We start from the raw sequence: 19,920 nt of genomic DNA, 5'->3' as shown, positions 1-19,920 counted from the left end.
GGGCATGAACCAGATTTCGCCAAAAATCAGGATGATGAATCCTACGATCCAGGAACAAATAACGATCATCCTCCCGCCGGGAACGGTCGCCGGGACGATAACTGGTGCGCATCAGATCAAAATCCGTCCGCACCCCGGGACGGGGGAACTCCCCATCGTTCATGCCCAGCAGACACACCATCCGGAACGGAATGGCGCGCATGGGCATCAGCGTGGCGAAGGTGACCGCTCCGGCGAAAAATCCCTGGGCCAGCCCCCCCTCTTCGATGCGCGACAACCAGTACTCCCCCACCACCGAAAGGGGCAGCCGGTCGTCCAGTCCCGCCTCGGCGCACAGATCCTGCCAGGGATCCAAGGCGTTTCCCAGTTGCATCAGGGTGAACGCGTCCATCCCGTCCCCGCCGGGATCGAAAAAATCCGCCAGCAATCCCCGCAGTCGCACACACCACTCCGCCACCGTGGCCGGAGTGCCCAGCAGCGTCCAACAGGCTTCCAACCGGGTCACGAATCCGATCAACGCCCCCAGCAATTCCGCCGCTCCGGGATCGATCTCGTCATGGGGCGCGATTCCCTGCCACGGACCGCCCCGGTCTCCCACCGCGTAACCCAACAGCATACGCCGCATCCCGAAACGCCAGGTATTGCGACTCTCCCCCTCTGTGGCATTCTCCGGCAGACCCAGAGCGACACGATGGCCATCGTGCAACCCCCAACGGATGCCGGAATCCCGAATCCACAGCCGCAACGTGGGCAAATCCTCCTCGGCGATGGCAAATTTGCGACGCACCGCCGGCACTTCGAGCCAATCGATCACCTCGCTGGCGGTCAAACGGGAACGGGGCAAAGCCAGCAGCCGCTCCACCGCGCCCAGCAACGGATCCACGGGCCGACGCCCCTGATTGGCCAGCACATAGGGAATGAAACGGGGATCCCGATGGTCGTGCAGGCCGAACACCGCCTGGATGTGGGCTGCGTAACCGTTGATATCCGGGACCATCACCAAGACATCCCGGGGATTCAAAGTGGGATCGGCCTGAAAGGCGGCCAGCAATTGATCGTGGAGGATCTCCACCTCCCGTTGCGGGCCGTGGGCCACATGAAAACGGATCGAGCCATCCCGCCGAGGCGCCACCGGAGGCCAAAGGGAACGGGTCTCATCCAGGGGACGCAGTTCGAGAATGTCGTCTTGCAACTGATGCAGCAGGGTGGAAGGGGAGGAATACGGGGTCTCGAAGCACTCCAGGCGTTGGATCTCCAGATCGTTCAAACGCCGATCCTCCAGCCCCATGCCTTCGTTGGCGTACTCGTCGATCAGCCCGATGAAATCCCGCCCCTGCATGCCCCAGGCGGCCAGCAGAGGATGGGCGTGCAGATGCATCCACTCCTCCGGCAGACTCTCCGGATAACCGGCGCGCACCCGGCTGTTGCCCCGCCCCCCCCGCAGCAACTCCCGTTCCGGCACGATGTCGGCCCAGTAGTACTGACAGGGATTGTGGACATACATCACCACCTGGGTCCAACGACTCAACATCACCAACACTTCCAGGGACTGTCGCGGCATGGAGGTGATGCCGAACACCATCACCCGCCGGGGCAATCCCCCGGGGCGCGCCTCCTCCCCCCATCCCGCCGCCCGCCGCAGAAATTCCGCATGCACCTCGGCCCGCCCGGCCCGAAAAGCCTGACGATCTCCGGTCGCATCCCGCGCCACATCCTCCCGCAAGGCCCGCCACAGCGCCGCCTGCCACCGCTGTCCCTCCGGCAACGAAAGACGCTGGCCCCGGGCGTCGATCAACCGGTCATCTCCGCCAGCCCAGGCCGCCAGCCAATCCGCCCGGTAGACCTGATACCCATCCAGCAGATCCGCCAGCCGCTCGGCCAACTGAAAACGCTTGCGCCAATCCGTATCGTGTTCCAAAAAACGGCGCAACGGCGCGAACGGTTCGAGCGCGGTCAACTGCGGCACCAGTCGCATCAGCCGCCAGACCAGCCGATCCTTGTCGAACGGGGAGTATTCCGGCACGCCGTCTTCCCCCAGCACCGCCCGATAGACCCGCCACAAAAAACGCGCCGGCAGCAACAACTCCAAGGCGGTGGCGATCCTGGCGCCCGCCAGCCCCGCTCCGGACTCCATGCCCTCCCCGGCGATCCCCAGTTTGAGCCATTGGGCCATGCCGTTGCTTTGCACCAAGATGATCTCGTTTTCCAACGGCGCCAAAGGCTCGGCAACCATGCGCGCCACCAGATCCTCCCGCAATGTCTCGATGCGATTGCCATGGATCCAGATCATGCCAGAAGGGGGGGACGCCGCATACATGACCATACCTTTTTCCCGGTTCATTCCACCCAAAAACCAATCCCAGGCGGAAGGTTAACCCGGTTTCTCGCCAAGATCCATGATGGATCCACATCCCGCACCGGATTGACAGACCAGGGAAGAGCGGTTAATTTCAATGGATTCAATCCGAGGTCGCGCATCCACCCACAAGAAGACCATTGGCCCGATCCAGTGGATTCGAGGGACTTGTCATGAAACTCTCTCCAAACCGCGAACAGTTCATGCTTGTCGTGATCATGGGCGGGCTGATTCTGTTCATCGTGGCCGCCTTGAGCGTGGAATCCCTGCTCTCGGCCCGGGACCACGCGGTGCGCGTGGAACGCCAGGCAGCCTCCAAAGAAAGCAAAGAACAACGCATCGCCCCCAAAGAGACCCCGGAGCCTCCCGCTCCCGCCCCCACCAGCACGGCACCCAAGGTGGAAGTCAAGATTCCCGAGGAACTCACCCGCCCGGCCAACTCACCCGCCGTGGTCAAACCCCACGACGGCATGGATCGTCGCAACGAGCCTAGCAAAAACAAACCCCCGGTGCCCATTCCCGGCCTGACGGCCCAGGTACCGGGCGCGAACACGCCACCTCCTCCCCCCAGACCCGGACCGGAAGAGTCCCCGGAAAAAAGTGGCGCCACCGAAAACGGTTATACCGTGCAGCTCGGCGCCTTCTCCAGCGAAGAAAAAGCCAACACCCTGATCGGCAAACTGGCCACGGTCAAACTGGAAGGCAGACCGCTGCCGGTCTCCCAGCAGCCCATCAAGGTGGGAAACAAGGTGATGTATCGGGTACGCATGGGACCGTTCGCCTCGTCGGCTCGGGCCAAACAGGCGGCAGCTCTGGTGGGTAAACAGGCGGGGGTGGAAGGAACCGTACTCGGACCGGGACAATGACCATCCCGGTCCGAAGGGTCGAAAATCCGGAATTTTCTAAGGCTGCTTGCAGGTGGCGGGACGGATCATCGCATAGCCGCTCTGTTGCACCAGGCATTGCCCGGCGTCGCTTAAGATCCAATCCAGATAACTCTTGACCTCCCCCTGAGGCTGACCGTTGGTATACATGTAAAGTGGCCGGGAGAGGGGATAACGACGATTGAGGGCGTTTTCCATGTTGGCCTCCACCACCTCCGCCCCGGACTCCCGGGCGATCTTGAGTCTTTTGACCGCCGACGACTCGTAAGCCATACCCACGAAGCCGATGGCGCAGGGATTCTTGGCCACCAGATCCAGCACTTCCGCCGAATCGGCCACGTCACGGCTCTCCTTGTTGTGTTTGAAATCCCGTTTGCCCCCCAACACCGCCTCCTGGAAATAGTCATGGGTGCCGGAATTGACCTGTCGGCCAATCAACTGGATCTTGTTGCCCGCGCAACCCGGCACCGAAACCCCCAGCTTGCCCCAGTCGTCGATGAAGCCCTTGTCCCCGTAAATCTCCGACAGCGACGTGAGGGAAACCCAGGTCACCGGATTGCCCGGATGCACCAGAATCGCCAAAGCATCGTGGGCGACCAGATGCTCCAGAGGCTTGACGCCATTGCGTTCCGCTTCCACCCGTTCCTTGGCCTTCATGGGACGGCTGGCATTGGCCAAGTCCACACTGTTGTTGATCAAAGCCGCGATGCCGGTATTCGATCCACAGCCGCGCACATCGATGGTGACTTCCGGATGGGAGGCGTGATACTCGGCGGCCCAGGCCTGGGCCAGATGAATCAAGGTGTCGGAGCCTTTGTTGGTGATGACGGTCCGCGCCATGCCATCGCTGCTCCATAGGGTCAGACCGGTGGTCAACAGGGTGACAATCCAGGTAGGTTTCATAGGTTTTATCTTTACAATGTCCGTGCAATGGGTTGACCATGAATGGCCATTTGGGAATTGGCTGGCCGTTGGAAATCATCCTAGACAACCGATGTGAAGAATGGATGAATAATGGATGATGGTTTCATGAAGAGGCTTGGAAAAAAACGGAACCAATCACCGCTTGACAGAGTCGGAATGAAAGGATTACACCTCGTCCCATTTCAACCCGTAGGTGGGAGCCATACCCCGTGATGAGGTTCAATCTCAATCGTTATCTGTTAGGTCTGTCCATGGCCATCGACTGCGTGGAAAGCGAGTTGCTCGGCGTGACCACCCACCACGGAGGACGGGTCGCCCTGATTTCCATGCGTCTGGCCCGTGCCCTGGGACTCAGCGAAGCCGAAGTGTTCGACATCGCCGCCTTTGCCGTGCTCCACGACAACGGACTGGCCGAAGAGAACCTGACCCGCAGCGACACCCTGCGGGATCGTTTGCGTCAGGTGGAGGATATGCCGGTCCATTGCGAAATCGGCGAACGCAACGTGGCTTTGTTCCCATTTCAAAGCGATGCCCGACAGGTGATCCTCTACCACCATGAACACTGGGACGGCTCGGGCTTTTTCGGCCTGAAAGGCCATGCCATCCCCCTGATGGCCCAAATCGTCGCCCTGGCGGACTATACCGACCTCAAGTTGCAACTCGGGGAACCGGTGATCGGCAAACGGGAACTGGCCCTCGACTTCCTCGACTCCCGGAGCGGCAAACACTTCTCCCCGGAACTGGTGGAGGCGTTCCGTCATGTCAGCGCCCCGACCGCCTTCTGGCTGGACCTGCGGGCGCCATTTCTCGACCGGGCCATCGGTCGCACCATGCCCGAATTCACCATCGAAACCACCTGGCAAGGCATTCTGGATATTTCCCGGGTATTCTGTCAGATCATCGACTCCAAATCCCGTTTCACCCACAGCCACTCCAGCGGCCTGGAGGAAAAAACCGCCCGCATGGCCGCCTTTCTCGGCGCGGACCCGGAGACCGCTCTCCAACTGCGCATCGCCGCCGCCCTCCACGACGTGGGCAAACTGGCCATGCCCAACGCCATCCTGGACAAACCCGGCAAACTCGACCCCGCCGAACGGGCCAAAATGATGGAACACACCTATTTCACCCGCCAATGCCTGGAACTCATTCCCGGACTGGAATCCATCACCGAGTGGGCTTCCAACCACCACGAAAAACTCACCGGAGATGGCTATCCCCTGGGCATGGGAGCGAATCAATTGGATACCTGGTCCCGACTGCTGTCGGTACTGGACATCTATCAGGCCCTGACCGAAGAACGACCCTACCGCGCCGCCCTGCCCCACACCCGCACCATGGAGATTCTTCAGGATCTGGTCAAAGGGGGCGGCGTGGATCCCTCCCTGGTGGCGGCGGTGGACCAGGCGTTCGGAAGCTGACACCCAGGCAGCGTTCGGATACAAACAAGGCTCTTCCATCGTCTCCGCCAACAAGATATGCTGTGATCCATGATGCCTCGACTTTGAAAAAAAGGGAGCCCAGCGATGACACAAGCCGTCACCTTTAATGATGTCTGGGGAATGTTCCAGGAGATGGTCCGCGAGGACCGGGAACGCAGACAAGTGACCGACCGGGAATTGCGGGAACTCCGGGAAATGAGCGCGGAGACCGACCGCAAATTCCAGGAAACCGACCGCAAATTCCAGGAAACCGACCGCGAGATCCGGGCGATGAACGCGGAGACCAACCGCAAGATCAAGGAAGTGTCCATACAAGTGGGCAATCTGGGCAGCCGATGGGGTGAATTCGTCGAGGGGATCGTGGCTCCGGCCTGCGAGACCCTGTTTGCCGAGCGGGGCATTCCGGTACACCGGGTTTCACCCCGGGTCAAGGCGAAAAGCCTGGATGGCACCCGGCGCATGGAGATCGACCTGCTGGTGGACAACACCAACAGCGTCGTGCTGGTGGAGGTGAAAAGCCGTCTGACCGCCGAGGATGTCCGGGACCACTTGAAACGGGTCAAAGAGTTCAAGGAATTCTACGAAGGCGATGGAGGCGTCGCGGTGATGGGCGCGGTGGCCGGCATCCTCATCGACAACGACGTGGATCAATTCGCCATGAACGAGGGAATGTTCGTGATCGTCCAGTCCGGGGAGAGCGTCAAGCTGGCCAACACGCCGGATTTCGTGCCGAAGCGCTGGTGAGTTTGCCACCCTCCCCGCATGGCAAACTGAATGACTCACCCGACTTTTTTTCTTTCGTACCACCCCTTGGTGCGCCGGGTGAGCCGCACCACCGACAGCATCACCGGCACCTCCACCAGCACCCCCACCACCGTGGCCAAGGCCGCCCCCGACTCGAAACCAAACAGCCCGATGGCCGTGGCCACCGCCAATTCAAAGAAATTGCTGGCTCCGATCAACGCGGACGGAGCGGCCACGTTATGGGCCACGCCGAACTGGCGGGAAAGCCAATAGGCCAGCCCGGCGTTCCCGTAGACCTGCACCAGAATCGGGATGGCCAGCAACACGATCACCAGGGGCTGAGCCAGAATCGGCTCTCCCTGGAATCCGAACAGCAGCACCAGAGTGACCAACAGGGCCGACAACGAAACCGGATGCAAATGGGCCAGCACCCGGTTCAAGGCCTTCTCGCCGCCAGAAGCCAGCAACCAGCGACGCCAGACCTGGGCCAGGATCACCGGAATCACGATGAACATCACCACCGACAGGATCAGGGTCTGCCAAGGCACGGTGATGGAGGAAAGTCCCAGCAGAAACCCCACGATGGGTGCGAACGCCACCACCATGATCCAATCGTTCAAAACCACCTGACTCAAAGTGAAATGGGGTTCACCATCGGACAGATTGCTCCAGACAAACACCATGGCGGTACAAGGCGCCGCAGCCAGGATGATCAATCCGGCCACATAGGAGTCGATCTGCTCCGGGGGCAGCCAGTCATAAAACAGATGCCGGATGAAGATCCATCCCAACAGGGCCATGGAAAAAGGTTTGACTCCCCAGTTGATGAACAGGGTAACCCCGATGCCCTTCCAATGTTCCCGCACCTGCCCCAACGCCCCGAAATCGATCTTGAGCAGCATGGGCACGATCATCAACCAGATCAGCAACGCCACCGGCAGATTGACCTGAGAGATTTCCATCCGTCCGATGGTCTGGAATGGCGCCGGAAAACGGTGACCCAATCCGATTCCGATGCCAATGCACGCCATCACCCACCAGGACAAATGACGCTCGAAAAATCCCAACGACGCGCCCGCTTCCCGCCGCACGGCCACTGTGCATGACTGACTCATGATTTCAACTCGTTAAAGATCAGAAGACAGCCCATGTCGCCCCCCTCTCGACCCCTCACTCCCCAGCCCCAATCACGCCTTTCCCCTGCGCCGGCACCGGCGGCAACCACCAGGAGAGCAGGCCGGCGGCCAGGACAAATCCGGTGGACCACCACAGACAACCGGTCAACCCCTGGGTCTGATAGGCCCAGCCGGACAGCACGGTACCGGTCAAACGCCCGGCGGCGTTGGCCATGTAATAAAAGCCCACGTTCATGGCCACCTTGTCCTGATCCGAATAGGCCAGAATCAGGTAGGAGTGAACCGAAGAGTTGATGGCGAAGACCGCGCCGAACAGATACAAGCCGATCATCAACGTCCAGGCGGGATTCAGACCCTGGGCCAAAGCCAAAGCGATGCCGGCAGGAAAGGCGGCCAGCAGCAAGGCCCAGTTGCGGGCGCTGCTGCCCTGGGGAGGATGTTTTCCCAACAACAACGGCGCACCGGCCTGCACAAAACCGTAACAGACCACCCACAAGGCGAGAAAGCCGCCCACCTCCAGATGATTCCAACCCGTCACCGAGGCGAGAAAGACCGGCAAACCCACCACAAACCAGACATCCCGGGAACCAAACAGAAAAAAGCGCGCTCCGGAAAGCAGATTGATCTCCGACGACTTGGAAAAAAGCTGGGAGAATTTCGCCTTGGATTTCCCCATTCCCAGCCCGGAGGGCAACACCCACCAGGTGAGCAAATAGACCAGACACAAGCCCGCCGCCATGAAGGCAAGCGCCAGTTGAAAGCCGATGGTGTACAACAACAGACCACCGAGAAAGAATCCCGCGCCTTTCAGGGTATTCTTGGAACCGGTCAGCACCGCCACCCAGCGGAACAGACGGGATTCGGCGTTTTCGCCTTTGGGAGCCACCAGCTTGACGCTGGATTTGGCGCTCATTTTGTTGAGATCCTTGGCAATGCCCGAAAGGGCCATGGCGGTCATCACATATTCGACGGTCAACCATGAGGGATCCACGGTCAGCATTCCCAAAGCGAACACCTGCAAAAATCCGCCGATGATCATGGTGCGATTCAGACCGATACGCGCGGCGACCCAGCCGCCCACCCCGTTGGTCAGGATGCCAAACACCTCATAAAAAAGAAACAACATGGCGATCTTGAGCGGAGCGAAGCCCAAAGCGTGAAAATGGAGCACCACCAGCATGTGGATGGCCCCATCGGTCAGGGTGAAGGCCCAATAGGCCAGGGTGATGATCAGGTAAATCCTGAATCCCATTGCAGGCGCTGTCTCTTTTTCCACGTCAACCCCCACCAAGGCTGGAAAAACGGGCGGAAAAGCGCCAGGAATCCCTCCTGCCCCAAATCCGCCCGGATCGATGATCGATCCCGTCCGATCTGCCGATAATCAGCCCATGCCCCCGGCGACCTTGGCTGCCAACTCCACCAGACGGTTGGCGTAGCCCACCTCGTTGTCGTACCAGGAGAGGATCTTGACGTGGGTCTGATCGATCACCATGGTGGACAGGGCGTCGACAATGGAGGAACGGGTATCGTTGTTGTAGTCGATGGAGACCAGGGGGAGTTCCTCGTAACCCAGAATGCCTTGGAGTTCACCCGCCGCCGCGGCCTTGAGGAATCCGTTGATCTCCTCCACGGTGGTGGGACGGGGCACCTCGAAAACCATGTCGGTGAGAGAGGCGTTGAGCAACGGCACCCGCACCGCCACGCCGTTGATCTTGCCGGTGAGTTCCGGAAAAATCTGGGTGATGGCCTTGGCCGAGCCGGTGGAGGTGGGAATGAGAGATAGGGAGTTGGCGCGAGCGCGCCGCAGATCCTTGTGACCCAGATCGATGATGGTCTGGGTGTTGGTGATGTTGTGAATCGTGGTCATGGAACCACGGGTGATGCCGATTTTCTCCAGGATCACCTTGACCACCGGAGCCAGACAGTTGGTGGTGCAGGAAGCCGCCGTGACCACATCGTGGCGGGCCGGGTCGTAGAGGTGATCGTTGACCCCCATCACCACATTCAGGGCCTGGGGCTCCTTGACCGGGCAGGCCACCACCACCTTTTTCACCCCATGCTCGAAATAAGGCTGCATGGCGGCCATGGTCTTGAATTTTCCCGTACACTCCAGCACCAGATCCACGCCCATTCCTTTCCAGTCCACGCCTCCCGGAGTCACCGACATGGAATAACCCAACCGCTGCCCATCGATCACCATCCCCGCCCCATCGGCGACGACCTCCCGATCCCAGCGACCGTGGACCGAATCATACTTCAGCAAATGGGCCGCGCAGGCCGCGTCCCCGAGAATTTCGTTGACATGGACAAACTCCAGTCCCGGCAACCGCCCCCAGGCCGCCCGCAATCCCAAACGCCCCATGCGACCAAAACCGTTGATTCCCACGCGAACCGTCATGGCTGTCTCCCCTTTGAACCCTGGCATGAATGGTGGATCGTTCGTTCCAATATCTTTTGAAACGAATATACCCAACACCACATATTCAGTCAAGGGAATATTTTAACCTCCCTCCAGAAGCCCTCTGCCGTGCGCGGTGGTTTCAGGCGATCACAAGGAGTTCCAGCAGGTCATGTTGTCCGGCATTACCGGTGCGCGGTTCGTCCCACTCTTTGAAAACACATCGTAAATTCTCCCATGGAATCCACTCTATCGCTCATCAATGATCGAAAGTAATAGAGTGAATCCCCTGGTCTCCCTGACAAGCCTTTGCCTGGATGTCAAGCAAATTCCAAATGCGCTTGCCCTGATCCCCCTCCCGGTGACCCTTTACAAAAAATCACATTTCTGGTTTCAACTCCACCCGCCGGTTAAGCGCCCGACCCTCTTTGGTGTCGTTGGGGGCGATGGGGTTGTGAAGTCCGAAGCCGACCGCAGTCAGTCGTTGTGTGTCAACGCCATGTTTGAGCAGGTAGTTCAGTACGGCAGTGGCGCGTCTCCTGGCCAAGTCATCATTGTAGACAACAGTGCCGGTACTATCCGTATGGCCATGAATTTCTATCAACACATTGGCGTTTCTTGTGTTGCTCAACACCGTGACCACTTCGTCCAGAACCGGGTAGGCCTTGGGATCAATGTCCGATTTGTCGAATTTGAAATGAAGATTCTTCAGAATCCAGCATCCGTCGGCATCGACTTGAGCACCATACGGGGGGTTTGGACATTTATGGTTTTCTTTGATGACGGGATCTGGGGCACTGGGCGGCTGGACTGGCACGTTGTCGCTGACAACAGGGGCGTCTTTGGCTTTCTGACAAAAGTAGCACTGGGTTCCCATGGTGGAGAGAACCTGTTTGCCGACTTGAGGATGCCATTGGATGTAACCATTATCGGCCATCCATCCTTCTTCTTGCTGCTGCTGTTGTTGTTGTGTAGTCGTCACGCATGCCGAGAGGCTCAAAACGAAAAGCAAGCCCACGACCAGCGTGATGCTGCTTGCATATCTTGGATTTTTCATGATAATTCCTCGCGATTCAAAAGTGAATGATGGATGATTTTCTTGGTATCGAGCAGGCCGGTTTTCTTGCGGTTCTGGCCCCTCTCACCAGACAGGGCAGACAAGATGGCCCGCCTCATCGGGGGGCAAGTTGAACCGCACCCTGCCGACGTGAAACAGCGAAGAACCTCTTATTTGATACGCATATCGTTCTTGACGGATGACACACCGCCTACGCCACGTGCCACAGTAATCGCTTTTCTCGCTTCGGCCTGTGAACTCACGAAGCCACTCAGTTGAACTACTCCCTTGAAAGTTTCGACGTTGATTTCAGCGACTTTCAGCATAGGATGATCGAGTATGGCAGCCTTCACTTTGGCCGTGATGACGCTATCATCAAAATATTCTCCGGTTCCTTCTTGTGTCACTGTGGAAGCACAGCCGACCATGTACAGCATCGAAACGGCACAGAAAAACGCTGTTGCAAATTTACCTATCTTCTTCATGACAAAGATCTCCTGACGTAAACAAAACGTGTATTTCATACTCTCAGGCGATCGTTTCTACCAAAACGTTCAATCCAAAGAGAATTAAAGTTGTTTGTCTCGGAAGCCGAATAAAGGCACGAAGGGAAGCAGAACATGATATCCTTCCGAAGTCTTGGATTGCGACTCAAGATTACTCTTCAAAAGATCAGGTTGTGCTGTGATGGTCAAACGCGGACATACCCGAAGTCTCCAGCAGTTCCCGCGCACGGAAGATATCCTGCTCGCCGCCATGCACGACGAGCATAAATTTATCTGCCTTCAACGCGGTTTCATAGCGCAGCACCGAGTCCTTAGGAATCCCCAATGAAAACATCACACTGACAAAGGCACTGACGCCACCGACCACTGCCGCGCCCTCCAGACCGCCAAAGATGGTGGCCGCAATCGGACCAAGAATGACCAAATGGCCCAACACCGGGACAAACAACATCGAAGATCCGAACAAAATCCCCATCAATCCGCCCCACAATGCGCCCAACTTGCCGAAGATCATTGCGCGATCACCGGCATTCAGGAAACCAATCACGTGTTCCTCCATCTGGTATTCCCGACCGATGATCGAAATTTTCTTCATGTCGAATCCGGCGTGTTGCAACTCCTTCACGGCGGCTTCTGCTTGGTTGTGTTCGTCATAAATGGCAACAGCGAATTTGGGTATGGGCATATTCATGGTGTGATCCTTGGTCAGGTTGATGCAATCGGTGCAGCAAGCACCGTTGCCAAAATGGACACCGTTGATTCAGAGTTCGTTGCACCAGGATCCAATGCAACCACACTGTAATCCACTTAATGTTACTGAGAATTAATGCAGATTTAATGCCATAACAAAATCAATTGATTGATCATGCCAGTCAACCATTCACAATAATTTAATGATCTGATTGATATATATTCGGATTAAAGACTCGGCACGAGAAAAGAACACCAGTACAAGACATCAATTCTTCTGCGTGATCGTGGCACAACCCAACAATTCAGACAGAAAGACACCTTTCCCAGACCACACAGAACACTTTCCACATCCCTGGGTTTGAAACATATGGCAGTATGAAGCAATATGTTTCAAATCTGGTCAAGCAGGTTTCTACCGGTCGATCTGCATCAATCAAGGCCTCCTCAACACGTATCATGGACCCCAAAATTTGGACAATATGACAAGCTCTGGGCATTCTCAATCGGAAGGATGTCACAATAAGTAATATTATCAAGCAGCACTCGGGTGAGTTCAAAGCCAAGGTAGCCTTGGCTTGCCATACGCGGGGAGGAGACACCGGATGGGGTGATGCGCTACGGGGATACCAACTTGGCTTGCCATACGCGGGGAGAAGACCGTGGCCCAACGGGCCATCCGGTTCGCCATGATATGGAAGTGGAGAGGAATTTTTCAGCCAGTCGGTTGCAGATACGGTTTCAATAATCCCGCATCCAACCAAACGCCACCCCATCCCCCTTGAGTCCCTGGATCACAGCCTGGAGTGAATCGAGGGCCTGGGGGGTGTTGAAGTGAAAATCGTGCATCAGCAGCACCAGACGTCCCGGCTTGACCGTCTGTTCCGAGGTCAAACGCTTGCGGATCCGGGTCAAGATCGCCTCCACGGATTCAAGGGACGCCTGTTTGCCGGGTCTGCCCCACTCCACATCCCAACCATAGATGACGAATCCCTTGTCAAACAAACGGGTCACCCCCCTGGGAATCTTATGGGTACTCTGGCGGGGCAGGGAGTAGGCATCGATATAACGATCATCGAAACGCCAGTCGATGCGCCCGGGCAGACGGGTGGGATAGGGTGGTTGCGTGAAACCGAGGATCTCGTTATTCTTGGAAAAATCTACCAACATCCCTTCCGGATTGGCATAAAAGGCCTGATACTGCTCACGGGCATGGGAAAAAGAGTGGTTGGCGAGTTGCACCAGGGGAGAGGTCCGCAGACGTTCAAAGGTCTCCCGACGTTCTGCGTTGATGATGTGTCCGCCCACGATGAAAAAGGTGGCCGGAGTCTCCTCACGGGTCAACCGTTCCAGGATCTCCCGACTGCCTTCTCTGGGTCCGTCGTCAAAAGTCAGATAAACGGTTTTCCGTTCAACCTCCGCATCCTGGGCCAATACAGACCATGACGCTCCCAACCCGATCAGCCACACCAACCCGATCAGCCCCAAAGACCGTATACACCACATCATTGCCGATCGCTTTCTTGAAGTGAACCCAACCCATGACCGACCACCCAAGCCCATCGCCAATCGCGAACCCCAACATGGACCCCAGCCCGGTGACCCCCGTTCAACCTTCTGCGCCACCGATGGCGGCTCCCTGCCCCACGCCCCGACCCAACCGACCCACCGGATGGCGTCGATGGCTGACCATCCTCCGGGTCAACGCCCGCCGCAACCTGATCACTCCGATCTTGCGGGGCACGCAGGATCCGGCCTACTTTGCCCGGGCCTCGGCGGTGGGATTTTTCCTGAATTTCACGCCCTCCGTGGGGGCGCAGATTCCTCTGGCGGTGGCCATGTGGAGCGTGACCCGTTTTCTGTTTCCCCGCTGGGATTTTCATCTCGGGGTGGCCTGCGCCTGGACCCTGCTGACCAGCGTACCGACCGTCCCCCCGATGTATTACACATTCATCGTCACCGGACGGCTGATGCTGGGTCGTTGGAACGAAACCAACGGCTTCGATCTGTTCAGCAATGCCCTCAACGGCATGCAGACCACCGCCAACTGGTGGGACTCCTTGTGGCTGGAACTGACGCAATTGTGGGATCTGTTCGGTCTGCCCCTGTTTGTAGGCTCCCTGCCCTGGGGAATCGGTACCGCCTGGATCAGCTACTTCTGGACCCTGCGCCTGATCCAAAAACATCGTCAAAAGAGGCTGGCCGCCAGTCACCCGCTTTAGGCATTCAGCCCAGACGATCCAGATAACGCACCCGGAATCGCACCCCCAGTTCCACTTCCGCGATCCGTCGGCACGCCTCGATATCCACCCCTTCCACCCCCTGGATGGCGGTGGCCGTCACTTCCGGCACATGCGCTTTGGCGGCGCGGATGAAGGACTGCACCGCCTCATAAGAGCCGCTCAAGGCGGGTTGACAGATGCGCTCATAGGTGGCTGCGTCCTGGGCGTTCAGCGACACCGACAAGGCGTCGATCAACCCCCGGAAACGTGGGGTCACATCCTGTCCAAAGACCCGGTTGGCCAATCCATCGGTATTGATCCGTACCCGGAAATCCCCCCGCTGTTTGATGGCAGCGGCCACTTCCAGCAAGGTTTCCAGCCGCAGGGTCGGCTCGCCAAAGCCACAAAAAACAATCTCCCGATAGGCGGAAAAATCCCCCATGGCCTGCAATACCTGGGCGGCGCTGGGATGACGGCGCAAGGAGAGGTCGTATTGATGCACCACCGGCGCCGCATGCCATTTGGGACAAAACTCGCAATGCAGGGTGCAAGCCTTGGTGAGGTTGAGATAAAGGGCGTGACCGATGGGATAGGCCAACAACTCTTTCACCGGTTCTGCGGACCGGACCGGAGCCACCGCCCCCACCCGGAACAGACGGCAATAGTTCTCCGTGGTGATGCGGGCCACCTCCTCCAGGGGACGATCCTGCAAAGTGGCCAGAGTCTCGGCCACCCGCACCACCCAGGCGGATTCGTTGCGTTTGCCCCGATAGGGGATCGGGGCCAGATAGGGGGCGTCGGTTTCGATCAGGAGGCGTTCCAGGGGCAAGGTCTTGGCGATCTCTTGCAACTCCCGGGCGGCCCGGAAGGTCAAGATGCCCGAAAACGATAGATAAAACCCCTGCTCCAAGGCCCAGTTGGCCATGGCCGCCGATCCGGTGAAACAATGGATCACCCCGCCACAAGCGGAAGCCGACTCTTCGTCCATGATCCGACGGGTCTGCTCTTCGGCCTCGCGGGTATGCACCACCAGGGGCAGTCCCATCTCCCGGGCGGCGCGTATATGGTTGCGGAATACCGCCTCCTGTTGCTCGCGGGGACTGAATTCATAATGGAAATCCAGGCCCGTCTCCCCCACCGCCACCACCTTGGGATGATGACAGTGGGCCATGATCGCCTCCACGGAGGCATCCGGAGCCTCGGCGGCGTGATGGGGATGGATGCCCACCGAGGTGTAGACATGGGGATAATCCTGAAGGAGCGCCAGCAACGGCTCCACTTCGCTCAGACGGGTGGCGATCGAATTGATGTAGGCCACTCCGGCCTCTTCGGCCCGACGCAACACGGCGGGCAGATCGTCCTGAAAATCGGGAAAATTCAAATGGGCGTGACTGTCCGCCAGACGAATCATGACTCACCTCCTTCACCGGATGGGGAACCGGCGGACTCACCGCCCCCTCCACCCTCCCCGGAACGACGTGGCCCGCGGCGGCGGCGGCGACGCCCGCTACCCGGCGCACGGGAAGAGCGAGAACCATCCTCCCCCCCTTCCGCCGACAGGGACTCCTCCCCCCGAGGCTCGACAGCCCCGACAACGGCTGACTGGAGATCGGTGGCGATCCCGGCCCCGGTGGCACTCTCTCCCGGGACTCCCGAACGGTTGCCCCGACGACGACGACGGGAAGAACGCCGCTTCTGCGCCCCTTCGGCTCCTCCTTCGCCGTTCTCCACGAACAACTCCCCGCCCTCTTCCAGCATGGGCGCATGGGGGGGCGGGGACGGGGGCGGGAGCGGGGGCGGCTCCACCGGTGGCAACTTCTCCTTTTCGACCACAAGACGGGCATTGGACGACTGAGACGGACCCTTTCCCCCACCGCCACCATCCCGCGGCCCCCGCGCCGGTTGCGGGGCGCGTTGCTGACTCCGCTCCCGGGGAGCGGGTTTGTTGCCACCCAGGTTGCGACCGGCAGACCCACCCGCAGGAGCAACGGGTCTGGCTTCCACCTCGCTCTTGACCACCGCCTCTTCGGAAGTGCCATCCACAGCCGGCGTGGCAAAATCCCCAGCCAGCTTGTCGAGGTCGAATTGATCGGTCACACCGTCGGCGAACTGAATTTCCACCCGATTCAACAACGGATACAACCCCCGGACCACCCCTTCCCGGCCATCCACGAGGGTCACCTTGGCCTTGACCTTGGGCATGTTCTTGCGCAAAGCCAGATAGGCATCATTTTCGTAAGCCAGACAACACATCAAACGGCCACACACCCCGGAGATCCCCTCGGGGGTGAGGGAAAGATCCTGATTCTTGGCCATGCGCACCGAAACCGGATGAAACCGGGTCAAAAACTGGGAACAGCACAGAGTCTTGCCACAAGGGCCCAGGCCGCACAGCAATTTGCTTTCGTCCCGCACCCCCACATGGCGCATTTCAACCCGCACCCGCATTTCGGTGGACAACACCCGCACCAGATCGCGAAAATCGATCCGGGCCTCGGAGGTGAAATGGATGATCGCCTTGCCGCCCCCCAAAGGATATTCCACCTTGGAGAGCTTCATGGGAAGTTTCATCTGCCGGATGTGTTCCCGACAGAGGCGATGGGCTTTTTGTTCCTGCTCCGCACGCCACACCTGAAAGCGCAAATCCTTGTCATTGAGCTTGCGGATCACCTTGCGGATCGGACCCGGATGGGGTTCGGAGGGCAACTCGAACACATGCCGAACCGTGGCGATCACCTCTCCGTCGGCGCGCTGGACCAGCAACTGATCCCCCACCGCCACCGACTGGAGATCCGCCACCACCCGGTAGACCATGCAGGAATCAGGAAGCTTCACCCCAAGCAGTACCTTGCCGGCCGGAAGGGTCGGAGGCGCGTTCGGGATTTCGCCTGGATTCTCGGGGGAAGAACTCATCAATACGCCACTCCTCGCATGCGTGCCAGTCGAATGAAGATCGCCTCCAGGGTCAGTCGGGCATTCAGATTGAAAATCCGTGCCTCCCGCGCCAGACGGGTCAACTGGGTCGCCATTTCCAGCCACTGTTCCGTCTCCACTCCCTGACTCTGACCGTCCTGAACGCTAACACGAATCCGTTCTCCGAACCATGTTTCCAGTAGTTCCGGCACCAGGGAAAACCGTTCCGCCTCGCCCCACTCCCGGGCCGACTCCACCACATCGGCCAAAGAGCGTTCCGACAGGGTGTCGAGTTCCCGAAAAAAGCGGCTGCGCTTCTCCAACGCACCCCGTTCGCACAACCGGATGGCCGCCCCGATGCTGCCACCCGCCATGCGCGCCCCCGCGCTGCGCTCGGCGACGGAGACCTCCGGGGCCAGACGGGCCATGAGTCCCGTGATCACCTCCGCCCCCAGGGGCTGAAACCGCTCCTGTTGACAGCGGGAACGAATCGTCGGCAACAAGGCACCGGGACGGTTGGTGATCAGAATCAACAACGAGCCGGAAGGCGGCTCTTCCAGGGTTTTGAGCAGGGCATTGGCCGCCGCGTCGTTCATCAAGGAGGCGTCATCCACAATGGCCGCCTTCCAGGCCGATTCCATCGGCGTAAAGGCGATGAAACGGGTCAACTCCCGCACCTGATCCACGGAAATGCGGGATTTTTTCTCCAGCAATTCCAGCCGTTGCAAATCCGGATGGTTGCCCTCGGCGCACTTGCGACAAGAGACACACTCTCCGCATCCCGCCACGCCCGCGGTCCCCGTGACAGGCCGCAGACAAAACAAACTTTGAATCCACGCCAAAGCCGTGGTGCGCTTGCCCACCCCCTCGGGTCCGTGAAACAGCCATGCATGTCCCGGACGCCCCTGGGCCAAGGCCTGTTGCAACCGGGCCACGATGTCGTCATGTCCCAAGATGGAGGCAAATACCGATGTGGCCATCGCCTTACCCCAGCGCCTCCCAGACCGCCGCCGCCACCCGCGCCGGATCCATGGCCGCGTCGATCACCCGGAACCGGGTGGGATCTGCCTGGGCCAGCGCCAGAAATCCCCCCCGTACCCGCTGATGAAAGGTGACCTGTTCCCGCTCGAAACGATTTTCCAACAACCGCCCCCGCCCCGGATCCCCACCGGCCCGCGCCAGTCCCGCCACCGGATCGAGATCCAACACCATCACCCGGTGGGGCACCAGATCCCCCAACACCATCCGGTTCATCGCCACCAGATCCCCCATGGGCAAGCCCCGTCCATATCCCTGATAAGCCAACGTGCTGTCGGAAAACCGATCGCATACCACCCACTCCCCCCGAGCCAACGCGGGACGGATCACCACCCGCAGATGCTCGACCCGGGCCGCCATCAACAACAGCCACTCCGCCCTGGGATCCAAATCCTCGGGTCGCCCGGTCACCAGCAAGGCCCGGATCCGTTCGGCCATAAGACAGCCTCCCGGTTCCCGGGTCTCCACCACCGACACCCCCGCCTCCCGCAAACGGGTGGCCAGCAAACGGGTCTGGGTGGACTTGCCGGCACCCTCCCCCCCTTCGACGGTAATCAAACGGGCCGACTGCCCCCGGATCGCAGCCTCAAGGCCGTCCATCTTTCTCCCGCGCTCCCGCCCCATCCCGCTGACCTTTCTGATAGCGGTTCACCTTGGCCCGATGTTCCGGATAGGTCTTGGAAAATTGATGATACCCGTCCCCGCTGGCCACGAAATACAGCTCTTCGGTCTGATCCGGATGGAGTGCCGCATGGATGGAAGCCGCGCCAGGATTGCAAATGGGAGTGGGGGGCAGGCCAGGAATCACATAGGTGTTGAACGGGGTCGGAGTCACCAGATCCCGATGGGTCAGATCCCCATTGAAGTTCGGGATGCCATAAATCACCGTGGGATCGCTTTCCAGACGCATATGGCGCCGCATCCGATTGTGGAACACCGCCGCAATGCGGGTGCGTTCCTGGGACTGTCCGGTCTCTTTTTCGATGATGGAGGCCAGAACCAAAGCCTCCGGGGGGGAAAGCGTAACCTCCGGGGCCCGCTGATCCCACTCCCGTTCCAGGATCTTGCGGGTCATGCGGGTCATGCGGGCCAGCAACTCCTCGATGGAATCTCCCCGCACGAACTGATAGGTCTCCGGAAACAACCACCCTTCCAACGACGGCGCCGCCACTCCGAGTTTCCCCGGCAAGGCTGGATCGCTCAGGCGTTGTTCCGCCTCATCCCATCCCTGCTTGCGCAAACGCGTGGCAATTTCGCGCAGGTTGAGTCCTTCGGGAAAGGTAAAGAGGTGCCGCACCACATCGCCATTTTTCAGCCGTGTCAGAACGGCGACAGGGGTCTCCCCGGCCTGGAACTGATACTCTCCGGCATGCATGCGCACCGGTTCGGAGTCTTCCAGCCGGACCAGCCACGCAAACCAGAAAGCCGACGAGATCACCCCCTGGGACTCCAGATGCCGGGCGATCCGCTGGGCGCCCCAGCCTTTTTCGATCATGACACGACGGGGGGCATCCGGGGAGGAATCGAGAAAACGCAGGTAGACCAGGGACGCTCCTCCGATCAAGAGGAGCATCCCCGCCAGAAGTGCCGCAATCAGCTTGTAAACCCAACGA

The 19,920-nt window shown here is 59.3% G+C and carries 18 protein-coding genes; 4 read left to right on the top strand and 14 right to left on the bottom strand.

The window, feature by feature from the left end; translation table 11 throughout:
- On the bottom strand, positions 1 to 2,323 hold a 2,323-nt coding region (gene recC, locus HQL98_08130), incomplete at its 3' end, for an exodeoxyribonuclease V subunit gamma (protein MBF0272013.1).
- A 206-nt stretch (positions 2,324 to 2,529) separates the two neighbouring features.
- Here recC and HQL98_08125 point away from each other — a divergent pair.
- A complete protein-coding gene (locus HQL98_08125; GenBank protein MBF0272012.1) occupies positions 2,530 to 3,222 on the top strand; it encodes an SPOR domain-containing protein in 693 nt (230 codons plus the stop codon).
- A 36-nt stretch (positions 3,223 to 3,258) separates the two neighbouring features.
- On the opposite strand, the gene HQL98_08120 is transcribed toward HQL98_08125, so the two are convergent.
- A complete protein-coding gene (locus HQL98_08120; protein ID MBF0272011.1) occupies positions 3,259 to 4,143 on the bottom strand; it encodes a PstS family phosphate ABC transporter substrate-binding protein in 885 nt (294 codons plus the stop codon).
- 230 nt (positions 4,144 to 4,373) lie between these two features.
- Between HQL98_08120 and HQL98_08115 the strand changes: the two genes are divergently transcribed.
- Positions 4,374 to 5,582, top strand: coding sequence for an HD domain-containing protein (locus HQL98_08115; GenBank protein ID MBF0272010.1), 1,209 nt, complete (start codon positions 4,374 to 4,376; stop codon positions 5,580 to 5,582).
- A 216-nt stretch (positions 5,583 to 5,798) separates the two neighbouring features.
- A complete protein-coding gene (locus tag HQL98_08110) occupies positions 5,799 to 6,347 on the top strand; it encodes a DUF3782 domain-containing protein (GenBank protein ID MBF0272009.1) in 549 nt (182 codons plus the stop codon).
- Between the two features lie 35 nt (positions 6,348 to 6,382).
- Here HQL98_08110 and arsB read toward each other — a convergent pair whose 3' ends face one another.
- The 7 genes from arsB to HQL98_08075 all read right to left on the bottom strand — a co-directional run bounded on the left by arsB (position 6,383) and on the right by HQL98_08075 (position 13,643).
- Positions 6,383 to 7,462 (bottom strand): ACR3 family arsenite efflux transporter, encoded by a 1,080-nt coding sequence (gene arsB, locus HQL98_08105; protein ID MBF0272008.1) that lies wholly within the window; start codon positions 7,460 to 7,462, stop codon positions 6,383 to 6,385.
- A 55-nt stretch (positions 7,463 to 7,517) separates the two neighbouring features.
- Positions 7,518 to 8,735 carry an organoarsenical effux MFS transporter ArsJ gene (gene arsJ, locus HQL98_08100; GenBank protein MBF0272007.1) on the bottom strand — a complete coding sequence of 406 codons (1,218 nt, stop codon included), beginning with the start codon at positions 8,733 to 8,735 and terminating at the stop codon, positions 7,518 to 7,520.
- Between the two features lie 129 nt (positions 8,736 to 8,864).
- Complete coding sequence (locus HQL98_08095) at positions 8,865 to 9,881, bottom strand: ArsJ-associated glyceraldehyde-3-phosphate dehydrogenase (GenBank protein MBF0272006.1); 1,017 nt, start codon at positions 9,879 to 9,881, stop codon at positions 8,865 to 8,867.
- Between the two features lie 379 nt (positions 9,882 to 10,260).
- On the bottom strand, positions 10,261 to 10,938 hold the full coding sequence (locus HQL98_08090; protein MBF0272005.1) for an OmpA family protein: 678 nt from the start codon (positions 10,936 to 10,938) through the stop codon (positions 10,261 to 10,263).
- Between the two features lie 170 nt (positions 10,939 to 11,108).
- A complete protein-coding gene (locus HQL98_08085; GenBank protein MBF0272004.1) occupies positions 11,109 to 11,423 on the bottom strand; it encodes a BON domain-containing protein in 315 nt (104 codons plus the stop codon).
- Between the two features lie 187 nt (positions 11,424 to 11,610).
- Positions 11,611 to 12,135: a DUF1269 domain-containing protein gene (locus HQL98_08080; GenBank protein ID MBF0272003.1), complete on the bottom strand. Its 525-nt coding sequence runs from the start codon at positions 12,133 to 12,135 to the stop codon at positions 11,611 to 11,613.
- 740 nt (positions 12,136 to 12,875) lie between these two features.
- Complete coding sequence (locus tag HQL98_08075) at positions 12,876 to 13,643, bottom strand: polysaccharide deacetylase family protein (protein MBF0272002.1); 768 nt, start codon at positions 13,641 to 13,643, stop codon at positions 12,876 to 12,878.
- 74 nt (positions 13,644 to 13,717) lie between these two features.
- Between HQL98_08075 and HQL98_08070 the strand changes: the two genes are divergently transcribed.
- The gene (locus HQL98_08070) at positions 13,718 to 14,356 is read left to right on the top strand and encodes a DUF2062 domain-containing protein (GenBank protein ID MBF0272001.1); all 639 of its coding nucleotides are present in this window, start codon (positions 13,718 to 13,720) and stop codon (positions 14,354 to 14,356) included.
- A 4-nt stretch (positions 14,357 to 14,360) separates the two neighbouring features.
- On the opposite strand, the gene HQL98_08065 is transcribed toward HQL98_08070, so the two are convergent.
- The 5 genes from HQL98_08065 to mltG are packed head-to-tail and all read right to left on the bottom strand — an operon-like array spanning position 14,361 to position 19,871.
- On the bottom strand, positions 14,361 to 15,767 hold the full coding sequence (locus tag HQL98_08065; GenBank protein MBF0272000.1) for a YchF/TatD family DNA exonuclease: 1,407 nt from the start codon (positions 15,765 to 15,767) through the stop codon (positions 14,361 to 14,363).
- Positions 15,764 to 17,269 (bottom strand): hypothetical protein, encoded by a 1,506-nt coding sequence (locus HQL98_08060; GenBank protein MBF0271999.1) that lies wholly within the window; start codon positions 17,267 to 17,269, stop codon positions 15,764 to 15,766. The genes HQL98_08065 and HQL98_08060 overlap by 4 nt, the downstream gene beginning before the upstream one ends.
- On the bottom strand, positions 17,269 to 18,249 hold the full coding sequence (gene holB / locus HQL98_08055) for a DNA polymerase III subunit delta' (GenBank protein MBF0271998.1): 981 nt from the start codon (positions 18,247 to 18,249) through the stop codon (positions 17,269 to 17,271). Before holB ends, HQL98_08060 begins: the two co-directional genes overlap by 1 nt.
- Positions 18,250 to 18,253: 4 nt before the next feature.
- Positions 18,254 to 18,907, bottom strand: coding sequence for a dTMP kinase (gene tmk / locus HQL98_08050; protein MBF0271997.1), 654 nt, complete (start codon positions 18,905 to 18,907; stop codon positions 18,254 to 18,256).
- A complete protein-coding gene (mltG, locus tag HQL98_08045; protein MBF0271996.1) occupies positions 18,894 to 19,871 on the bottom strand; it encodes an endolytic transglycosylase MltG in 978 nt (325 codons plus the stop codon). Before mltG ends, tmk begins: the two co-directional genes overlap by 14 nt.
- Between the last annotated feature and the right edge of the window lie 49 nt (positions 19,872 to 19,920).

The sequence above is a fragment of the Magnetococcales bacterium genome (assembly GCA_015231755.1).
GTDB lineage: Bacteria > Pseudomonadota > Magnetococcia > Magnetococcales > Magnetaquicoccaceae > Magnetaquiglobus.
Note: the sequence above shows the minus strand (reverse complement) of the source record. Positions and strands in the feature narration are given on the sequence as shown.

What these genes read in the sequence shown, in the direction of transcription:
- HQL98_08125 (MBF0272012.1), top strand. Translation starts at nt 2,530, where the DNA reads ATGAAACTCTCTCCAAACCGCGAACAGTTCATGCTTGTCGTGATCATG.
- HQL98_08120 (MBF0272011.1), bottom strand. Translation starts at nt 4,143, where the DNA reads ATGAAACCTACCTGGATTGTCACCCTGTTGACCACCGGTCTGACCCTA.
- HQL98_08110 (MBF0272009.1), top strand. Translation starts at nt 5,799, where the DNA reads ATGAGCGCGGAGACCGACCGCAAATTCCAGGAAACCGACCGCAAATTC.
- arsB (MBF0272008.1), bottom strand. Translation starts at nt 7,462, where the DNA reads ATGAGTCAGTCATGCACAGTGGCCGTGCGGCGGGAAGCGGGCGCGTCG.
- arsJ (MBF0272007.1), bottom strand. Translation starts at nt 8,735, where the DNA reads ATGGGATTCAGGATTTACCTGATCATCACCCTGGCCTATTGGGCCTTC.
- HQL98_08095 (MBF0272006.1), bottom strand. Translation starts at nt 9,881, where the DNA reads ATGACGGTTCGCGTGGGAATCAACGGTTTTGGTCGCATGGGGCGTTTG.
- HQL98_08090 (MBF0272005.1), bottom strand. Translation starts at nt 10,938, where the DNA reads ATGAAAAATCCAAGATATGCAAGCAGCATCACGCTGGTCGTGGGCTTG.
- HQL98_08085 (MBF0272004.1), bottom strand. Translation starts at nt 11,423, where the DNA reads ATGAAGAAGATAGGTAAATTTGCAACAGCGTTTTTCTGTGCCGTTTCG.
- HQL98_08080 (MBF0272003.1), bottom strand. Translation starts at nt 12,135, where the DNA reads ATGAATATGCCCATACCCAAATTCGCTGTTGCCATTTATGACGAACAC.
- HQL98_08075 (MBF0272002.1), bottom strand. Translation starts at nt 13,643, where the DNA reads ATGATGTGGTGTATACGGTCTTTGGGGCTGATCGGGTTGGTGTGGCTG.
- HQL98_08070 (MBF0272001.1), top strand. Translation starts at nt 13,718, where the DNA reads ATGGACCCCAGCCCGGTGACCCCCGTTCAACCTTCTGCGCCACCGATG.
- HQL98_08065 (MBF0272000.1), bottom strand. Translation starts at nt 15,767, where the DNA reads ATGATTCGTCTGGCGGACAGTCACGCCCATTTGAATTTTCCCGATTTT.
- HQL98_08060 (MBF0271999.1), bottom strand. Translation starts at nt 17,269, where the DNA reads ATGAGTTCTTCCCCCGAGAATCCAGGCGAAATCCCGAACGCGCCTCCG.
- holB (MBF0271998.1), bottom strand. Translation starts at nt 18,249, where the DNA reads ATGGCCACATCGGTATTTGCCTCCATCTTGGGACATGACGACATCGTG.
- tmk (MBF0271997.1), bottom strand. Translation starts at nt 18,907, where the DNA reads ATGGACGGCCTTGAGGCTGCGATCCGGGGGCAGTCGGCCCGTTTGATT.